Origin of the sequence: Vibrio sp. 5S239 (assembly GCF_041439575.1) — a bacterium.
Lineage (GTDB): Bacteria > Pseudomonadota > Gammaproteobacteria > Enterobacterales > Vibrionaceae > Vibrio > Vibrio kanaloae.
The window spans coordinates 1-16,830 of the sequence record NZ_JBGOOM010000020.1; the positions used below are offsets into that span (position 1 = coordinate 1).

14 protein-coding genes are annotated in these 16,830 nt (G+C 44.5%); 6 read left to right on the forward strand and 8 right to left on the reverse strand.

The window, feature by feature from the left end:
• Positions 1-627 precede the first annotated feature (627 nt).
• Positions 628-1,536: a Tim44 domain-containing protein gene (locus tag ACED48_RS14885; protein ID WP_017056959.1), complete on the reverse strand. Its 909-nt coding sequence runs from the start codon at positions 1,534-1,536 to the stop codon at positions 628-630.
• 196 nt (positions 1,537-1,732) lie between these two features.
• Here ACED48_RS14885 and ACED48_RS14890 point away from each other — a divergent pair, with 196 nt between their 5' ends.
• From ACED48_RS14890 to ACED48_RS14900, 3 genes are all read left to right on the forward strand, one after another.
• Positions 1,733-2,323, forward strand: a complete 591-nt coding sequence (locus ACED48_RS14890) for a TetR/AcrR family transcriptional regulator (protein ID WP_017056958.1) — start codon at positions 1,733-1,735, stop codon at positions 2,321-2,323.
• 17 nt (positions 2,324-2,340) lie between these two features.
• A complete protein-coding gene (locus tag ACED48_RS14895) occupies positions 2,341-4,215 on the forward strand; it encodes an MFS transporter (RefSeq protein ID WP_017056957.1) in 1,875 nt (624 codons plus the stop codon).
• A 146-nt stretch (positions 4,216-4,361) separates the two neighbouring features.
• On the forward strand, positions 4,362-5,282 hold the full coding sequence (locus ACED48_RS14900) for a YeiH family protein (RefSeq protein WP_017056956.1): 921 nt from the start codon (positions 4,362-4,364) through the stop codon (positions 5,280-5,282).
• 134 nt (positions 5,283-5,416) lie between these two features.
• Here ACED48_RS14900 and ACED48_RS14905 read toward each other — a convergent pair whose 3' ends face one another.
• The 7 genes from ACED48_RS14905 to ACED48_RS14935 all read right to left on the reverse strand — a co-directional run bounded on the left by ACED48_RS14905 (position 5,417) and on the right by ACED48_RS14935 (position 13,131).
• Entirely contained in the window at positions 5,417-5,584 is a 168-nt protein-coding gene (locus ACED48_RS14905; protein WP_017056955.1) for a hypothetical protein, read from the reverse strand.
• Between the two features lie 157 nt (positions 5,585-5,741).
• Positions 5,742-7,175 carry an o-succinylbenzoate--CoA ligase gene (menE, locus tag ACED48_RS14910; protein ID WP_017056954.1) on the reverse strand — a complete coding sequence of 478 codons (1,434 nt, stop codon included), beginning with the start codon at positions 7,173-7,175 and terminating at the stop codon, positions 5,742-5,744.
• 64 nt (positions 7,176-7,239) lie between these two features.
• The gene (gene menC, locus ACED48_RS14915) at positions 7,240-8,247 is read right to left on the reverse strand and encodes an o-succinylbenzoate synthase (protein WP_017056953.1); all 1,008 of its coding nucleotides are present in this window, start codon (positions 8,245-8,247) and stop codon (positions 7,240-7,242) included.
• Between the two features lie 75 nt (positions 8,248-8,322).
• Positions 8,323-9,189: a 1,4-dihydroxy-2-naphthoyl-CoA synthase gene (gene menB, locus ACED48_RS14920; RefSeq protein ID WP_017056952.1), complete on the reverse strand. Its 867-nt coding sequence runs from the start codon at positions 9,187-9,189 to the stop codon at positions 8,323-8,325.
• Between the two features lie 103 nt (positions 9,190-9,292).
• Positions 9,293-10,093, reverse strand: a complete 801-nt coding sequence (menH, locus tag ACED48_RS14925) for a 2-succinyl-6-hydroxy-2,4-cyclohexadiene-1-carboxylate synthase (RefSeq protein ID WP_029627062.1) — start codon at positions 10,091-10,093, stop codon at positions 9,293-9,295.
• Between the two features lie 9 nt (positions 10,094-10,102).
• Positions 10,103-11,827, reverse strand: a complete 1,725-nt coding sequence (gene menD, locus ACED48_RS14930) for a 2-succinyl-5-enolpyruvyl-6-hydroxy-3-cyclohexene-1-carboxylic-acid synthase (protein ID WP_017056950.1) — start codon at positions 11,825-11,827, stop codon at positions 10,103-10,105.
• On the reverse strand, positions 11,824-13,131 hold the full coding sequence (locus tag ACED48_RS14935) for an isochorismate synthase MenF (protein WP_029627060.1): 1,308 nt from the start codon (positions 13,129-13,131) through the stop codon (positions 11,824-11,826). The genes menD and ACED48_RS14935 overlap by 4 nt, the downstream gene beginning before the upstream one ends.
• A gap of 295 nt (positions 13,132-13,426) precedes the next feature.
• Between ACED48_RS14935 and ACED48_RS14940 the strand changes: the two genes are divergently transcribed.
• The 3 genes from ACED48_RS14940 (at position 13,427) to ACED48_RS14950 (ending at position 16,823) form a co-directional block, all read left to right on the forward strand.
• Positions 13,427-14,644 (forward strand): pyridoxal phosphate-dependent aminotransferase, encoded by a 1,218-nt coding sequence (locus ACED48_RS14940; protein ID WP_017056948.1) that lies wholly within the window; start codon positions 13,427-13,429, stop codon positions 14,642-14,644.
• A gap of 196 nt (positions 14,645-14,840) precedes the next feature.
• Complete coding sequence (gene yfbR / locus ACED48_RS14945; RefSeq protein WP_017056947.1) at positions 14,841-15,425, forward strand: 5'-deoxynucleotidase; 585 nt, start codon at positions 14,841-14,843, stop codon at positions 15,423-15,425.
• Positions 15,426-15,479: 54 nt separating this feature from the next.
• Positions 15,480-16,823 (forward strand): anti-phage deoxyguanosine triphosphatase, encoded by a 1,344-nt coding sequence (locus ACED48_RS14950; protein WP_017056946.1) that lies wholly within the window; start codon positions 15,480-15,482, stop codon positions 16,821-16,823.
• Positions 16,824-16,830 lie beyond the last annotated feature (7 nt).

Consider the following 16,830-nt stretch of genomic DNA (forward strand, 5'->3'; position numbering starts at 1 on the left):
ATCTGCCGGCACTGCCTTCGATGGTTCGAATCCGTCTCCCTCCACCATATTCTTCCTTAATTGGAAAATCGAAAAGCCAACTCGTTGAGTTGGCTTTTTTCGTTTCTAAGTTCAACACTTCGGACACCTACCCGCAGCTCTCACTGCAAGATTGTAATCTCTCGGAAATCATTTCCCATACTTCCCAGTGACGTCCACAAGCTAAAGAAGAGGCGCAACCTAAGCCATTGGTAGAAATAAGCTACTCATACTCTTCAACTATTTGTTGTTTCTGATGCAATGATATTTCAGGTTCTATTATCGGTTCGAAAACTCAGTCGTCACGATTAACACCTCTATCTTGGTTAGATACCCCGATTGAATATCTAAATAAAATGAATAACTTGGTTCAGCCTAACTCACCGTTGGCACAAAGTATCACTCTAAATAATTGTCGTGATGATACTGTTTTTCTACAAATGAGGAGAATCCAGAGAGCCGCATTATCGTAAGCCCTAGAAAAACTCTCTTCTGAAAACTTACAGTTCTATACAACCAGACATAAAAAAGCCCCTACAGATTTCTCCGTAGGGGCTTTCAATAATCAAAGTAATGTCTAGCTAACTCATTTTTAGTTAACTATCGAGATTAACCTTGAATACCAACAATTAGCCAAGGCGCATTGTTAGTTGTTAGGTCACGCTCTAAGTGCCAGATATCAGTGATATCTTCTTCAATGCCATCCGCTGTGTCACGGTAACGACCGCTAAACTGAAGGCTTAGCTGTGCTTTGCTACCATCGTGGTCTGCGCGAACGATTTCAGCATCAACGTACATTACGTCTGTATGCTGATCACCGTCTAGCTTATTACGCTCAGCTTTTAGGTCTTCAAATAGGCTTGGAGATACGTATTCTTCAATTGTGTTTAGTTCGTTGTGATTCCATGCACCTTGCAGTGTACGGTAGTGCTCACGAGAACCGTTGATGAATGCCGCTTGATCAAAGCCCGGCGGGTAGTTATGTGGAACATCGCTTTGTGCACCAAAACCGAAACCACCAGCAGTACCTTGTGATTGAGGTTGTGCTTGCTCGAAGTTATGAACATTTGGTTGTTGCTTAGGTTGTTCAAACTTGTTCTGACCCATGCCGCCGAATGCTGGCTGTTGGCCACGTGCATTCTGCTGATTCATTGAGCCCTGCTTCGCGCCCAACATTCCACGTAGGAATTTAAACGCTAGGAAAGCAATCAGACCCATGATCAAAATATCCATAAACTGGATACCTTCAAATGCGCCACCAAAGAATGCAGCTAAAAGACCACCAGCCAGTAAACCACCTAGCAGACCGCCCATAAGGCCTTTCTTGCTAGAGTTAGCTGCTGCTTTCTTACCGGTTTGATCTTGTCGGATCGAATTCGTGTTTTGTTGTTTTGGTGCTGGAGCCGTTTTAAAGCTTTTGCCAAATGACTTACCACCACCAAATTTTTTCGCTTCTGCGATTGGCGTCACCGCGACTGTTACCAACAGGATCGCGACTAGTGAGAAAAATCGTTTCATTATTATCCTTTATAGGTTTTTTATCTTTCGACCCTTTCATCATACTCGTTAACAAAGAACAATGAAATATTCACGGCATTTACACATGTATCATAATATTGCGGCTATTAATTGGTTGCTTAATTAGCGAAAAGATTGACGACTATCGAGGGCATCATTAAAATATTGAACGATGTTCATTTACTAGAAACGAATCATGGCACGAAGAAACGATCATACTCGAGAGCAATTAGTTCAGCTGACCTTAAAGACAGTGACAAACTTTTTAGATCAGCACTCTTATCACGAGTTAAGTCTACGTAAAATTGCCAATATGATTGGTTACGTCCCTAGCACATTGGTGAATGTATTTGGGAACTACAACCTACTACTTTTGCACGTTGTTGCCCAAACATTAGATGAACTGACGTCTGAATCAGCGACCGCAGTCGAACAATCGAGTAGTCCTCAACAAGCTCTATTCAATCTAGCCTACTGCTACCACGATTTTGCACAAAGACACCCTCACCGTTGGCAGCTTATTTTTGAGCACAACATGAATGGTGAAAACCTTCCTGAATGGCAGTCGAACCGCATCGATAAAATGATAGATATGCTTGAGCAACTCCTATTAGCCATTGCACCTGAGCACACGGAAAGTGAAGTGGTTAAAGCAAGCCGAGTATTATGGTCTGGTGTGCATGGTATTACTTTATTAAGTGTCGACGATAAATTTTTCGCATCAGAACCTATTGATGGTAAAGAGTTGATCGATAACCTAGTCTCAAACTACTTAACTAACTGGTAAGTATCCAAGGAAAGAGAATGAACAACAGCAGCCAATCTTCGCTGTTAACGCAAAAAAGGTTCCTACCCTACTTTATTACCCAATTTCTGGGGGCCTTTAATGACAACATATTCAAAAATGTTCTGTTGCTGTTTGTAGCTTTCGCAAGCGTAGACACGCTGCCTATCTCCAGTAATTTATTCATAAATTTGGCCGCTGGCCTTTTTATTCTGCCCTTCTTCCTATTTTCGGCGTTGGCTGGTGTACTGGCTGATAAATATGAAAAATCTTGGTTTATTCGTAAGATTAAGCTTATTGAAGTCGTTATTATGTCACTGGGTGCGATCGGTTTTATCTACGAAAGTTACGGAGTATTACTTCTACTTCTGTTTCTCATGGGAACACAAAGTGCCTTCTTTGGCCCGGTTAAATATGCGCTATTACCACAACAATTAGAAACGAAAGAGCTTGTTTCTGGAAATGCCTTAGTTGAGACAGGCACATTCCTAGCAATCCTGATCGGCACTCTCGGTGCTGGTATTATTGCATCAGAAGAAAGCGCTAAACTGATCGCTGCTATCAGTATCATTTTATTCGCGATTCTCGGATATGTCTCAAGCTGTTTTATTCCTGAAGCACCAAGCAACGCCCCAAGCCTAAAAGTGAATTGGCAGCCCGTTAAACTGACCCGCAGCACACTGGCGATTGCGAAGAAAGACCGACCTACTTTCCAAGCGCTGATGTCTATCAGCTGGTTTTGGTTCCTTGGTGCAGCTTACCTAACTCAGTTTCCCAACTTCACCAAACTGCATCTAAACGGCACTGAAAGCTCAGTCGCCTTTTTACTGGCACTGTTCTCGGTAGGCATCGCGATCGGCTCTTTGGCTTGCGATAAGTTATCTAATCACCGAATTGAAATCGGCATCGTGCCAATGGGCAGCTTAGGTATCTCGATCTTCGGCCTTTTGATGGCGATATCCATTCCGGAGTCTTTGCCTGACTTTAGTTCTTTCTATCAATTCGTAACCTATTCAGAGCTTTGGCCGCTATTCGCTTACCTTCTGCTTCTGGGTATCTCTGGAGGTATCTTTATTGTTCCTCTGTATTCACTAATGCAGTTACGTGCCAAGCCAGATGAGCGTGCACAAGTGATTGCTGGGCTCAATATTTATAACTCACTATTCATGGTAGGAAGTGCAGTTTTGGGTATTGTTTGCCTCAGTGTTCTAAAGCTTTCGATCCCACAACTGTTTGTGTTGCTGGCACTATTCAACACCTTAGTGATGTTCTCCCTGTTTTATCAGGTGCCTATCTATGCGTTCCGTTTTTTCACTTGGGTGGTGACTCACACCATGTACCGAGTTAAACATAAGAACTTACATCACCTGCCAGAAAAAGGCGGCGCGTTGATTGTCTGCAACCATGTGAGTTATATGGATGCACTGTTGCTGAGCGCGGTTTGCCCTCGCCTTATCCGTTTTGTGATGGAAGAGGATTACACCAAGTTGCCACCTATTCGACGCTTCTTGAAAAGAGCGGGAGTGATTCCAATTTCCGCAACGAACCGCAATTCGATTCGAAACGCTTTCAAAGAAGTAGAACGTGCCCTACATGAAGGCCACATCGTATGTATTTTTCCAGAAGGAAAACTCACCTCTGATGGTGAAGTGGCTGAGTTCATGCGTGGTATGGAGCTGATCATCAAACGTTCTCCTGTCCCTGTGATTCCTATGGCTCTCAAAGGATTATGGGGCAGCTACTTTAGTCGTTACAAAGGCCGTGCCTGCAAAGGATTACCAACTCGCTTCTGGACTAAGTTAGAGATAGAAGCTGGTGAGCCTATTTCACCTAAAGAAGCCTCTTGTGAAACTCTTCGACAGTCAGTCTCTGACCTTCGCGGATCACTACGCTAGCTAGCCAGCCCTTTATTCATATCAGCTGAACAAGCGTTAAGTTTTCCTTAACGTTTGTTCAATTCATTTAGACTTACTTATCATTTTATTGAACGTATAGTGGTCTCATCACAATAACGCCACAACAAAACAAGACTCTAAATACAATGAACCTAAAAAAGTCCGTTCCATTTTATCTTGCTGCACTGTTTTGCTTAACGCCTTGGGTTAGCTCACCGACAGCCCTGGTTATCGGTTTCCTACTTGCTAGTTTAGGATTAGTCCCTGAACACTTGGAAGTCGGCAAACTTACCAAAAAGCTACTGGCCTACTCTATTGTTGGTTTGGGTTTTGGTATTCAGTTTGAAAAAGCATTAGCAGTAACAGGCGATGGTATTGGGCTCATTGTAACGACGATTATCGGTACATTAGTTATTGGTTGGTTCTTGGCTAAGCGAATGGGGCTAGACCGCACAACGGGCTACCTTATCTCATCTGGTACCGCGATTTGTGGTGGTAGCGCGATAGCAGCTGTGGCACCCGCGATCAAAGCAGACGATGAACAGATTGGCTTGGCATTAGCCACTGTATTCGTGTTGAACTCGGTTGCTCTATTTTTGTTCCCGATGATTGGTCACGCGCTTGAACTCAGCCAACAAACATTTGGTACTTGGGCAGCTATTGCGATTCACGATACCTCTTCTGTAGTAGGTGCAGCTTCAGCGTATGGCGAAGAAGCACTGACGACAGCGACAACATTGAAGCTCGCTCGCGCGCTTTGGATCATCCCAATCGCGTTAGTCAGTGCAATGATCTTCAAAAATGGCCAAAAGAAGATTACGGTTCCCTATTTCATTTTCTTCTATTGCGCCGCTATCGCGGTGAGTGACTTACTGCCACAATTTGAGATGGTCTATCAAGGAATCTTTGATGTGTCTAAGCGAGCACTGGTGGTGTGTTTGTTCTTAATTGGCTGTGGTATTTCAGTTGAGAAGTTAAAAGCAGCGGGGCCGAAACCATTGATGTTTGGTATTACGATGTGGGTCATGATCTCAACGGGTTCATTGGCGTGGTTAACTCTCGCCTAACCGACATAGAAACGTTTTAGACGGTTGTTCGGTTACCTAGACATTCAGGTTAGCGAGCAACAAAACAAAAAAGGCAAAGCTCAAATGGGTTTTGCCTTTATCGTATGTGGTAAAGATATTCTGTGTTGCAACAATCACGAATCAAACAGGGGCTTATCACTCTTCTTGCTCTCTCTTTTCATTAAAACAAGTACCACAACCAACACAAATGCGGTGAGCTCAGCCAACGAACGAGTCAACCCTGATGAGATGACCGCTTGGCCTATCTGCAGTAAAACCGCAATGATGAGGGCAATTTTCATAATAAGACCTTATTCTATAATCCGTTATTTATATGGCTTATTATGATGGATGGTTATAAAGATAATAAATTCTGTTTTGAACTATCTAATTGCTAAATTAACTAACCGCCTTCCAATCTAGCAAACGACACAACAACTTCCGGATCTGTGCGGCTTTTTAGTTCCTACGTTGAAACAACCAAGCTGCCAAACCTGCTCTCGATACTTTAATCCCCTGCTGTTCTTGCTCAGGCATTTCATAATACTCGATAGGAAATTTGAATCGCTCTAGGTTCCCTTGTAACTGTTCTGCAAACCACTCTTTGGTCGGTAGTTCGTCACTGTCGACAATCGCTACAGGTCTAAATCCAAATTCACTATCTTCTACAGGGACCACAAAAGCTTGTTTAACACTAGACAATTGAGTTAATGCTCGCTCTATCTCTTCGCAGTGAATGTTCTCACCGCCGGAAATAAACTGGTTATCTGCGCGGCCAATTATCGACACTTGTTCGCCGTCCCATTGGCCAAGATCTTTACTATCAAACCAACCGCTCTCATCCACCAAAGGCGTTAATTTACCTTGATGGTAATAACCGGAAGCGAGGGTGTCACCTCCAATATAGATACGTTGGTTTTCAATTTTCAATTGACGATGATTAAGCACGAAACCAGCAGTGCTGCTTGCATCAACAAGTTTTGCAGTCACCGTTGAAGCCGCTTCGGTCATGCCGTACCCCAGCCAAGTTTCGATGCCCACCTGTTGAGCTTGAAGAGCAAGTTCTTCTGGAATATGACTTCCGCCCAAAAGCACATGCGTTAAAGTAAGTGCTTGCTTACTCTTTAGTAAGCGATGTAGCTGAGTAGCGACCAATGATGCGTGACTGCATTCTTCTATATCAGTTTCAAGCTGACCTGTGCCTATCTTGATGCAGCCACCAGCCGCTAACCAACGATGAACTATCGCCAGCCCCGACACATGGTACATAGGTAAACTCAGTAACCAAGTGTCACCTTGTTGATAACGAAACACCTCAAGTAAGCCGGCCGCCGAGCATAAATGCTGCTCAAGCGTGTGAGCCACTGCTTTGGGATTTCCGGTAGAGCCTGAAGTGAATACGATGCTTGCTAGATTTTGCGGATTGAAGTTGGAGTCTTGAGATGTCGTTATCCGATTATCATCACCATCGACCTTCACTTCATTTAAGCAAGACAAGGTCACCAACTGAGTATTTAAATCGACAGTCTCTGATTGCTCTATCCCGCTACTGTCCAAAAGCCAAAGGTAGCTTTGTTGACCCGCTTGATATAAGGAATCGAGCTTTTGCTTCAGGCGTAAGCGAGGTTGAGGTATGGTGAAAGCGCAAATAACACCCAAATTAAGTGCGGCAAGATAAGCAGGAATCACTTCAGCTTGGTTCTTACCGACAATCGTCAGTACATCACCTTCAGATAGGCCTTGAAGAGATAGCTGTTGTTGGTACTCACTAACCAACACAAACACTTGCTGCCAAGTATAAGTGCGGTGAGTAGTCACTAGCGTTGGTTGAAGTGGGTTTTGCTGCGCCCACTGTAACCAGAGCGGGTGATGATTAGATTGTGGGCGCATCATATGATAACCAAAAATAGATTAAGAACTTACTGAGATAATTACATAGCCATTCAAATAGCTCGGTCTAACAAGACCAAATCAGTTGCTGCTGTTCAAGCGTAGAGACAGGCAGCTGACAGCCCGGCCAAGAAACTTCTAGCTGCAGCTTGAACAAGCCAATCGTATCCAGCCCCGGCACTTCATTTGGCAAATATTGCTGCGCCAGACGAGCAATCTGAGTCAGACCTAGGCTCGACTCAATACTCGAGCTCAATACAGGTTTAATTCCAAGCTTCTGTGCACGCTCAATGATTGCCACACAACGCTCGACAGAACCAATAAGAGTTGGCTTGATCACGACAGCTTTAACACCAGTAAGGTCGCTAAGATCAAACTCTGGACTGCGCACCGCTTCTTGCAATGTCTCGTCCCACGCAATCGCCACACCATGGTCAATGGCAAAGGCCAAGCTATCTTCTGGCTTTTGGCAAGGCTCTTCAATAAAGCTAATACGCTGACGTAATGAGGGCGCAATGTACTTAATGAACTGCTTAGCCTTTTCAGGCTTCCATGCACGGTTAGCATCAAGTCTTAAGGTTAAATCAGGAATCGACTCAAGGAATAAGCTCACCAGCATACCGTCACGGATCGCTTCATAAAGGCCAACTTTTACCTTAGCAACCTTCTCGCCTTCCATCTGGTTAAGTACAGGGATCAGTTCATCAGGATCGCCTGTACACAAAGGCGCAGCTTGGTAGTTACCTTCAGCGTTAAGATCGCCTCGTAATTCCATCATCGCCATCGAAAAGCCAAACGCGACAGAAGGATATAGCTCATCAAAAGGCGTTTGAGGGTTATTGTGGCTCCAAAGTTCTAATTCGTGTTGAAGCTGAATGCCAGCTTGTTCGGCATCTTCTTGGCTAAAACCTGGCAAAGGCGCGACTTCACCAAAACCAGTTTTACCATTACACTCAAGTTGGATTATATAGCCAACGCGTTCGTTCAACTTATTGTCACGAAGAACCACGCCACTATCCATAGGTAATTGATAGCGGTAGAGTTTAGCGTAGCGCTGAGAATTCGCTGAGTTCATAAAGTTTCCTAAAAAACGGGGAACATCAAAAGAAAATGAGCCGCAATTTAGCGACTCATTCTGAAGAGGATAAAGCTATGGATTACGCGGGAACTTGTCGAAGTCAGGTCGACGTTTCTCGTTGAATGCGTTGCGGCCTTCTTGGCCTTCCTCTGTCATGTAGAACATCATGGTTGCGTTACCAGCGAGCTCTTGCAGACCGGCTTGACCATCACAGTCAGCATTAAGGGCTGCTTTCAAGCAACGCAGAGCCATTGGGCTGTGCTGCAGCACTTCACGACACCAACGAACGGTTTCTTTTTCTAGGTCAGCGACAGGAACAACGGTGTTTACAAGGCCCATGCCCAGTGCTTCTTGTGCATCGTAGAAGCGGCACAGGAACCAGATTTCACGCGCTTTCTTTTGACCAACGATACGAGCCATGTAAGAAGCACCCCAACCGCCATCAAATGAACCCACTTTAGGACCCGTCTGACCGAACTGCGCGTTTTCAGCGGCAATAGTAAGGTCAGCCATCATGTGAAGTACATGACCGCCGCCTACTGCCCAACCCGATACCGCTGCGATAACTGGTTTTGGACAAGTACGAATTTGACGCTGGAAATCAAGTACGTTCAGGTGGTGTGTACCTGAATCATCTTGGTAGCCGCCGTAGTCGCCACGAATACTTTGGTCACCACCAGAACAGAACGCCTTCTCACCAAGACCCGTCAAAATGATCACGCCTACTTTCTCGTCGTAACGAGCGTCAGCCAGTGCATTGATCATCTCTTTTACGGTTTGTGGACGAAACGCATTGTGGACTTGAGGACGCGCAATCGTGATTTTTGCAATACCATCATCAGACTTGTGGTACTGAATATCTTCATATTGACTGCTTTCATCGCGCCAGTTAACGGCTGCGTAAAGTTCTTCTTCTGTGATGCCTACTGTTTTAGCCATGGTGATTCCCATTGTTCTATTAGAGACCACGACTAACGAATAGTCGTGACGGTGTTGCTCTGCTTTTTGATAGTGCTGAATACGAGAGAGTCGCTCAATCAGCCTAACTACGGCTGGCGATACATTGGATGATCAAGTTTGAAAACAGCTCTGGTTGTTCAAAGTGAACATTATGACCAGCGTAATTCACTTGACTATATTCAAAGCCACTATTCTCAGCTAGCTCCATGAATTTACGATCTTTTTCACCGCACACATAATGCAATAAATGCTCATGAGATTTTAATGTGGCACGTAAATCCGGTTGCTTAGCTAACGAAGTAGATAACAACATATTTGCTACGGATACTCCAAGGTTACCACTACGCTTTATGACCAAAGTTTGTCTTTGCTCATGATTTAGTGAAGAAAAGACGCTTTGTTGATACCAATCGTCTAAAACATCTTCAATCGACTGCTGCGCAAAGCGAACCGCCCACTGCGTATCATGTACTAACCTCTGTGCTCTTTCTTCATCACACTCTAAGCCAAAGTTGCCGCCTTCAATAATCACTTTCTCTAGGTTAAGCGTCTCAAAACAAGGGCTTGTCACCCCATACATCGCAAGCCTTCCGCCCAACGAGTAACCAATAATCACGATAGGATAGTCTGCTGGCAGATTGTTGCGTGCCAATTGAGAAGTAATGCACTGGACAATTTTATTGCAGCAATGATCAAACCCTACCGGATCGATAAAACAACTTTGTCCGTGTCCGGGTAAATCTATGCAAAGACGAGAAAAATCCTCGAGGAATGGATGACATGCACTCCAATCATCCCCGCTTCCGAGTAAACCATGTAAAAAAACAAGCAAAGGTTTGTCAGAAGATACTTTTGAAGCAGGGAAATAATTGGAGTAAAGCATACAAAGTCCTTAGGCTAATGCCTCGGTAAGCATTGAACTGAATTGTTTTAGTAAAGTAGACGCTTGCTCGGGAGGGGTCTTAACTTCAACGAGCAAGGTACCCTGACCCTGTTCGAAATGTTGTTCGATAATGGTTTGATAGCAATTCAAGGTTTCTGGCGCAGCGTATCCCAACTGGAATTGCGCAGCAGCGTGTTCAAAACTGAAACCATGAGGCATTTGATAAAGAGACTGTTTCTGTTGTTCTGGTACCGGCAACAAATCAAAGATCGCACCACCATCATTGTTGGTCACAACAATAACCATCGGCGTTAAATTATGAGTCAGCAGAGCCAGTGAGTTCAGGTCGTACAGCAAAGAGGTATCGCCAATCAACATCAACAAAGGATTCTGGTTGGCTTTCACTACACCCGCAGCCGTCGCCACCAAGCCATCAATGCCCGATGCACCACGATTGCTGTAAACTCGATTCGCAGATATTGATGACAACATATCCACCAGCCTTACCATCAAGCTGTTTCCCACAAACAACTCTCTGTCTTTAAGTCTAGACGACAAGTCAACGGCAACACTCAACTCTGTGAGTTGGTCATTATTAGATATTTGCGCAAGTGCGAGTTGCTGAACGGTATTTGCCACCTCGATTAAAGGCGCCGCCCAACCAGCATGCGGGCCAAAAAACGTTGGCAAGTGTTGTTCTGATATCCATAACTCGATATCGGCAACAATATGAGTTTGAGGCAGGTGGTCTTGGTTGATACGATGTAAATCAGGTGACACAACAATATATTGTAATGAGCTGAATGATGATGCTTGTGATTTTATCCAATGATTAAGGCGCTTAGAAACAATGCGCTCACCAAACTGAAAGATAAAATCACATTGGTTGAGTTGTTCTTTCGCTACGTTACTCTGCATCCACAGATCATAATGTTTCCAATCACTTGTGACACCTGATTGAGGGTCACAAAAAACTGGCCAGCCTAATGTAGTGGCAAACTGCTGAGCTTTTGTCGCTTGTTCAATATCTAACGAACCGAGAATAACCACACCCTTACGTCCAAGGTACTCACCTGGAGCAATAGGTTGTGTGCTCACTTGATTAGGTAAAAACGTTTGGCTGTAACAACCTGCTCCCGATTTCCACCCAGCGACACTGGATGTGTACTCTGCATACATTTCAGTGTTATTTGATGAATAAAGCGGCTCAGGGAACGGGCAATTGATATGAATGGCTCCGCCGACACTGCGTTGTTTCGCGAGTGCGTTATCAACCGATGTCAGAAGCCAGTTCAAAGAAACTTGCGTGGTTGGGCTTGGTAGGTTTAGCGCCGTTTCAACATGGGACGAAAAGATACCCTGCTGCTGAATTGCTTGGTTAGCACCACAGTCGACTAAATCAATAGGTCGATCTGAGGTCAGTAAAATCAGTTTCTCTCGTGTCAGCCCAGATTCAGCCGTGGCAGGTAGAAGATTCGCAACAGCAGTTCCAGAGGTTACAATCACTGCAACGGGTTTGTCGCTCGCCTTCGCCAAACCTAAAGCAAGAAAGCCAAGACCACGCTCATCAAAATGCGTGTGTAAGGTTAACTCGGGGTTAGCTTCAGCTTCGAGCGTTAATGGCGTTGAGCGAGAGCCCGGTGCAACACAAACATGTTCAACACAGTTGCGTGTTAGCTCTTCAAGTAACGTTTGACACCAAACTCGATTTAATACGGCTTGGTCGTGGTTCATGACGCTACACCCAATGGCGGGTGATCAGAAATGAGGCTGAGCAGAGTCGACATCTTCTTGTTCAACTCTTGCCACTCATGTTCGGCAACCGATCCTGGCACGATCCCCGCGCCCGCAAACAGCTGCACTTGATCGTTTACAACTAAAGCACTGCGAATCGCTACACAGAGCTCAGCGCGTTGGTGGCTAATATAGCCAACAGAGCCTGCATACCAACCTCGAGCAAATGGTTCATGTTCAAGTATGAAATCCATCGCTTCTTTACGAGGTAATCCTGCAACTGCAGCAGTCGGCTGCAACGCGGCAAGTAACTGCACACCGTTAATGCCTGCATTAAGCTGAGCATGGATATTACGTTTCAAATGCTGCACTTTACGCAAACGTACAAGGCGCGCATCCTTTTCAACATGAACCATTTGTGAGTGAGGAGTGAGTCGCTCAATGATATCGTCGACCACATACTGGTTCTCATTGAGGTTTTTGCTGTCTTGAGAAAGCCAGTTTGCTAACTCCATATCCTCGGTTGCGTTCTCCCCGCGACCAATCGTTCCAGCAAGCGCTTCGGTATCAAGCTCTATACCATGTCGGCTATACAAGCGCTCTGGCGTCGAGCCAATAAAGCTGTGTTTAGAATCCAACACCAACATAAAGTGAAAGCTATGATGATTTTGTTGATAGCTTGCCTTAAGTAATTGTGCTGCACAGATAGGCGCATCGAGCTGTAGCGTGGTTTTACGAGCCAAAACCACTTTCTTATACTCTTCGTCACTGATCCCCTGAAGCACTTTATTCACCAAACTACCCCACTGTTCCTTTTCCGGCACGTGGGTTATTTGTTCAATATGAGCAGACAACGGCGCTAAAATCGCCGCTTCAACAGATAGCTTATTTAAGGCATTAATCGAAGCAACGCGATCAGGAGATAAATTAACCGCTAGCGACCAAGTATTATCAAAGCGAATCAATTCAACCTGAGGAAGGAAGAAAAACGATTCCATGCAACGACGATTCTTAGCGGTGTGCCCGTCAAATGAACGTCCCCCCCAAATTCGCTGGTCTTCCCCAAGAATTGCATATGCGGGTGCTGGGTCTGAAAAAGTATGTAACTGACCGAGTGCAACGACCTCTTCACGAGTGTCGCGTGACTGCCAGTAAAATTTGGGAAAGAGAGGTTGAGCATGAAGCCATTCTATAAATGCAAACGATGGTTTTTGCGTTAGAACTTCAACACAACGAACTTCGCTTGCTGGGGCATTGTGTACTCTCTCAATCAAAGCGGAGAGAGTTTGCTGGAAATGTGACAAATCGACCTCGTCCACACCTAAATTATTATTATATTAGGTTGATACTTTATGGGTAGCACCCACTGAGATCAAGAATGTACTATATCTTTTCAACATTCCTGTGATTTTAAGCAATCTCGCCCCCTTTCTTCCCTTCGCTAAAATCAACAACGCTAAGAATTAAAACTCATAAAATAGTGATAGTAAAAAGACCAGACGTTACACGGAAATGCGACATTCAGCAGATTTTTATTCTATCAAACCCCATTTTGCGGTACTTTAATAAAGTATTTAAATTAATTCCAGGAAACCGGCAATGCAAAATATCGGGATGTCGTCAAAACTCAACAATGTATGCTACGAAATCAGGGGGCCTGTACTCAAACATGCTAAGCGCATGGAAGAAGAAGGGCATAAAATACTAAAGCTAAATATTGGTAACCCCGCCCCCTTTGGTTTTGACGCCCCTGATGAGATCCTTGTTGACGTAATCCGCAATCTACCAACATCTCAAGGGTACTGTGACTCAAAAGGTATTTATTCAGCCCGAAAAGCGGTTGTCCAGCACTATCAGAAAAAAGGTCTTCGCAACCTTGATGTAGAAGACGTTTACATTGGAAATGGTGCATCAGAGCTTATCGTGATGTCTATGCAGGCACTGTTGGATAATGGTGATGAAATCTTAGTGCCCGCACCAGACTACCCACTTTGGACAGCATCTGTAGCGCTTTCTGGAGGCACACCGGTTCACTACATGTGTGATGAAGACGCCGATTGGTATCCAGATCTCGATGACATACTCGCGAAGATTTCACCAAAGACTCGCGGGATCGTTTTGATTAATCCAAACAACCCAACGGGTGCTGTATATAGTCGTGATTTCCTGTTGAAAGTTGTGGACATTGCTCGTGAGCATGGTTTGATCATCTTCGCTGATGAAATATACGACAAAGTACTTTACGACGGCGCAGTGCACACTTCCGTATCAACCTTGGCTGAAGACGTTTTAATGGTAACCTTCAATGGCTTATCGAAAGCTTATCGTGTATGTGGCTTTCGTGGTGGTTGGATGTTCTTGACTGGTCCAAAACACTTAGCGAAAGGCTATGTGGAAGGCCTAGAAATGCTCGCTTCTATGCGCCTGTGTGCCAACGTGCCAATGCAGCACGCAATACAAACCGCACTCGGTGGCTATCAGAGTATTAATGAACTAATACTACCTGGTGGTAGATTGCTTGAACAACGTGACCGAGCATGGGAATTGATCAACAAGATCCCGGGAGTGTCTTGTGTGAAACCAAAAGGCGCGATGTACCTGTTCCCTAAAATCGATACTAAAATGTACAACATCAAAGATGATCAAAAATTTGTACTCGATTTCCTTAAACAAGAAAAAGTATTATTGGTTCAAGGTACTGGCTTTAATTGGCCAAAACCCGATCACTTCCGCATCGTGACTTTGCCACATATCGAAGATCTAGAAATAGCAATTGGTCGTCTTGAGCGCTTCTTGTCAACTTACAGCCAAGAGTAGTTCGCCCACAATCAACCTGCTATCAACTAGTCCACTAACGATGGCTATAATTTACTGTTTTAAAATACTTTAACTTGTATTCATTCACTTATATGCTTAAAAGGCTCCTGTTTAGGGGCCTTTTTTATATCTCCTATCTCGTACTACTTGTATTGTTTACAAGACACAAGTAGAGCATTGTTAAGCAAGGACACTTATGAAACAAAGCCATTTCTTTGCCCATCTAGCACGCATGAAACTGATCCAACGTTGGCCACTGATGCGCTCAGTCTCAAGCGAGAATATTTCAGAGCATAGTTTACAAGTTGCCTTCGTCGCGCACGCTTTGGCGCTTATCAAAAACAAGAAATTTGATGGTCAACTCAACCCTGAGCACATCGCATTGTTAGGTATGTACCATGACACTAGTGAGGTGCTTACCGGTGATTTACCAACTCCAGTCAAATACTACAACCCAGACATTGCACAAGAGTACAAAAAGATAGAAGCAGCAGCCGAGAAAAGGCTACTGTCCATGTTGCCGGAAGAGTTTCAAGAAGACTTCGCACCATTTTTAATTTCAGGGACAGCAAGTAAAGAAGAGCAAGGCATTGTTAAACAAGCAGACACTATCTGTGCTTATTTAAAATGTTTGGAAGAACTCAGCGCTGGAAATCATGAGTACGAGCAAGCAAAACGTAGACTTGAAGAAACACTCGAACAGCGTAAAAGTCCAGAAATGGATTACTTTCTCACTACCTTTGCACCGAGTTTTGAATTATCACTAGACGAGATAAGCTAACTGGGTATACCTTGAATATAATTAGTTAAATAAATCAATTTGATAGGCGCTATTTTGACAGTCCAACTCGAACCGACATTTGCACTCGAACAAGAATGGCAACATCGAAATGACGATGAACATAAAATAAGACGTGATGACCACCGTAGCCCGTATCAACGTGATCGTGCACGTGTACTTCACTCTGCGGCCTTCCGCCGCCTTCAAGCTAAAACTCAAGTGCATGGCACCACTGTTAACGATTTTCACCGAACCCGATTAACACACTCTCTAGAAGCCGCGCAGCTTGGTACAGGTATCGTCGCTCAATTGAAAAAGAAGCAGCCCGAATTCCGCGACCTATTGCCCTCAGACAGCTTGATAGATTCACTATGTTTGGCTCACGACATTGGTCACCCAGCTTATGGGCATGGCGGTGAAGTCGCCCTGAATTACATGATGCGCGATTATGGCGGCTTTGAAGGCAACGCTCAAACGTTTCGCATTGTCACACAGCTAGAAGCTTACACTGAGCATCACGGGATGAACCTATCTCGACGCACTTTGTTAGGTCTGATTAAGTACCCTTCTCTGCTTAGTGAAGTTCAAGCTAAATTGCAGTCTGAGCCAGTTAAGCATCAACGACAACTCCGTGCCAAAGATTGGATGCCAGCAAAAGGCATCTACGATCACGATAAAGAGCTGTTTAACTGGGTACTGGAGCCGCTTTCAAGCAGCGACCAACAACGGCTAAAAAAGAAAAGAAAGTCGCACACCGAACCACTTGAACACAACAAGACCAAATACAAGTCACTTGACTGTTCTATTATGGAGCTGGCTGATGATATCGCGTATGGCGTACACGATTTGGAAGATGCAATTGTGCTGGGCTCCGTGACTAAGACACAATGGGTAGAATCGGCTTACCCGCAGCTACAAGAAATGGCGGACCCATGGATTTGTGAACACCTTGACTCAATAACTGAAATGCTGTTTTCCGGCGAGCAGTATCGCCGCAAGGACGCAATTGGCGGAATAGTCAACGCACTATTGACCAGTATTTCGATTAAGCGCGTTGATGAGAACTTTGAGAATGTGTTGCTCTCCTACAATGCCGTACTTGAGCCGAGTATGGATGGCACACTCGATAAACTGAAGCACTTCGTGAGTGAGTTTGTTATCCAAGTCCCTCAAGTTCAGGTTATTGAATACAAAGGACAGCAAATAATCATGGATATGTTTGAGGCATTCAGTGCTGACCCTGAACGCTTATTGCCACTGCCAATCAAGAAGCAATGGCTACAACATCAAGACGATTCAAGAAAGATGCGAGTGATTGCAGATTACATTTCATCAATGACTGATGATCTTGCACAGAAAATGCATCAGCAATTGTTCTCAGCTCATACAGAGTTTTAAGAGTTCA

Bases quoted from the DNA above. Each gene is read 5' to 3' on its own strand.
- menB (WP_017056952.1), bottom strand. From the start codon at position 9,189: ATGGCTAAAACAGTAGGCATCACAGAAGAAGAACTTTACGCAGCCGTT.
- ACED48_RS14905 (WP_017056955.1), bottom strand. From the start codon at position 5,584: ATGAAAATTGCCCTCATCATTGCGGTTTTACTGCAGATAGGCCAAGCG.
- ACED48_RS14900 (WP_017056956.1), top strand. From the start codon at position 4,362: ATGAACCTAAAAAAGTCCGTTCCATTTTATCTTGCTGCACTGTTTTGC.
- menD (WP_017056950.1), bottom strand. From the start codon at position 11,827: ATGAACCACGACCAAGCCGTATTAAATCGAGTTTGGTGTCAAACGTTA.
- ACED48_RS14885 (WP_017056959.1), bottom strand. From the start codon at position 1,536: ATGAAACGATTTTTCTCACTAGTCGCGATCCTGTTGGTAACAGTCGCG.
- menH (WP_029627062.1), bottom strand. From the start codon at position 10,093: ATGCTTTACTCCAATTATTTCCCTGCTTCAAAAGTATCTTCTGACAAA.
- menC (WP_017056953.1), bottom strand. From the start codon at position 8,247: ATGAACTCAGCGAATTCTCAGCGCTACGCTAAACTCTACCGCTATCAA.
- ACED48_RS14895 (WP_017056957.1), top strand. From the start codon at position 2,341: ATGAACAACAGCAGCCAATCTTCGCTGTTAACGCAAAAAAGGTTCCTA.
- ACED48_RS14940 (WP_017056948.1), top strand. From the start codon at position 13,427: ATGCAAAATATCGGGATGTCGTCAAAACTCAACAATGTATGCTACGAA.
- ACED48_RS14890 (WP_017056958.1), top strand. From the start codon at position 1,733: ATGGCACGAAGAAACGATCATACTCGAGAGCAATTAGTTCAGCTGACC.
- yfbR (WP_017056947.1), top strand. From the start codon at position 14,841: ATGAAACAAAGCCATTTCTTTGCCCATCTAGCACGCATGAAACTGATC.
- menE (WP_017056954.1), bottom strand. From the start codon at position 7,175: ATGATGCGCCCACAATCTAATCATCACCCGCTCTGGTTACAGTGGGCG.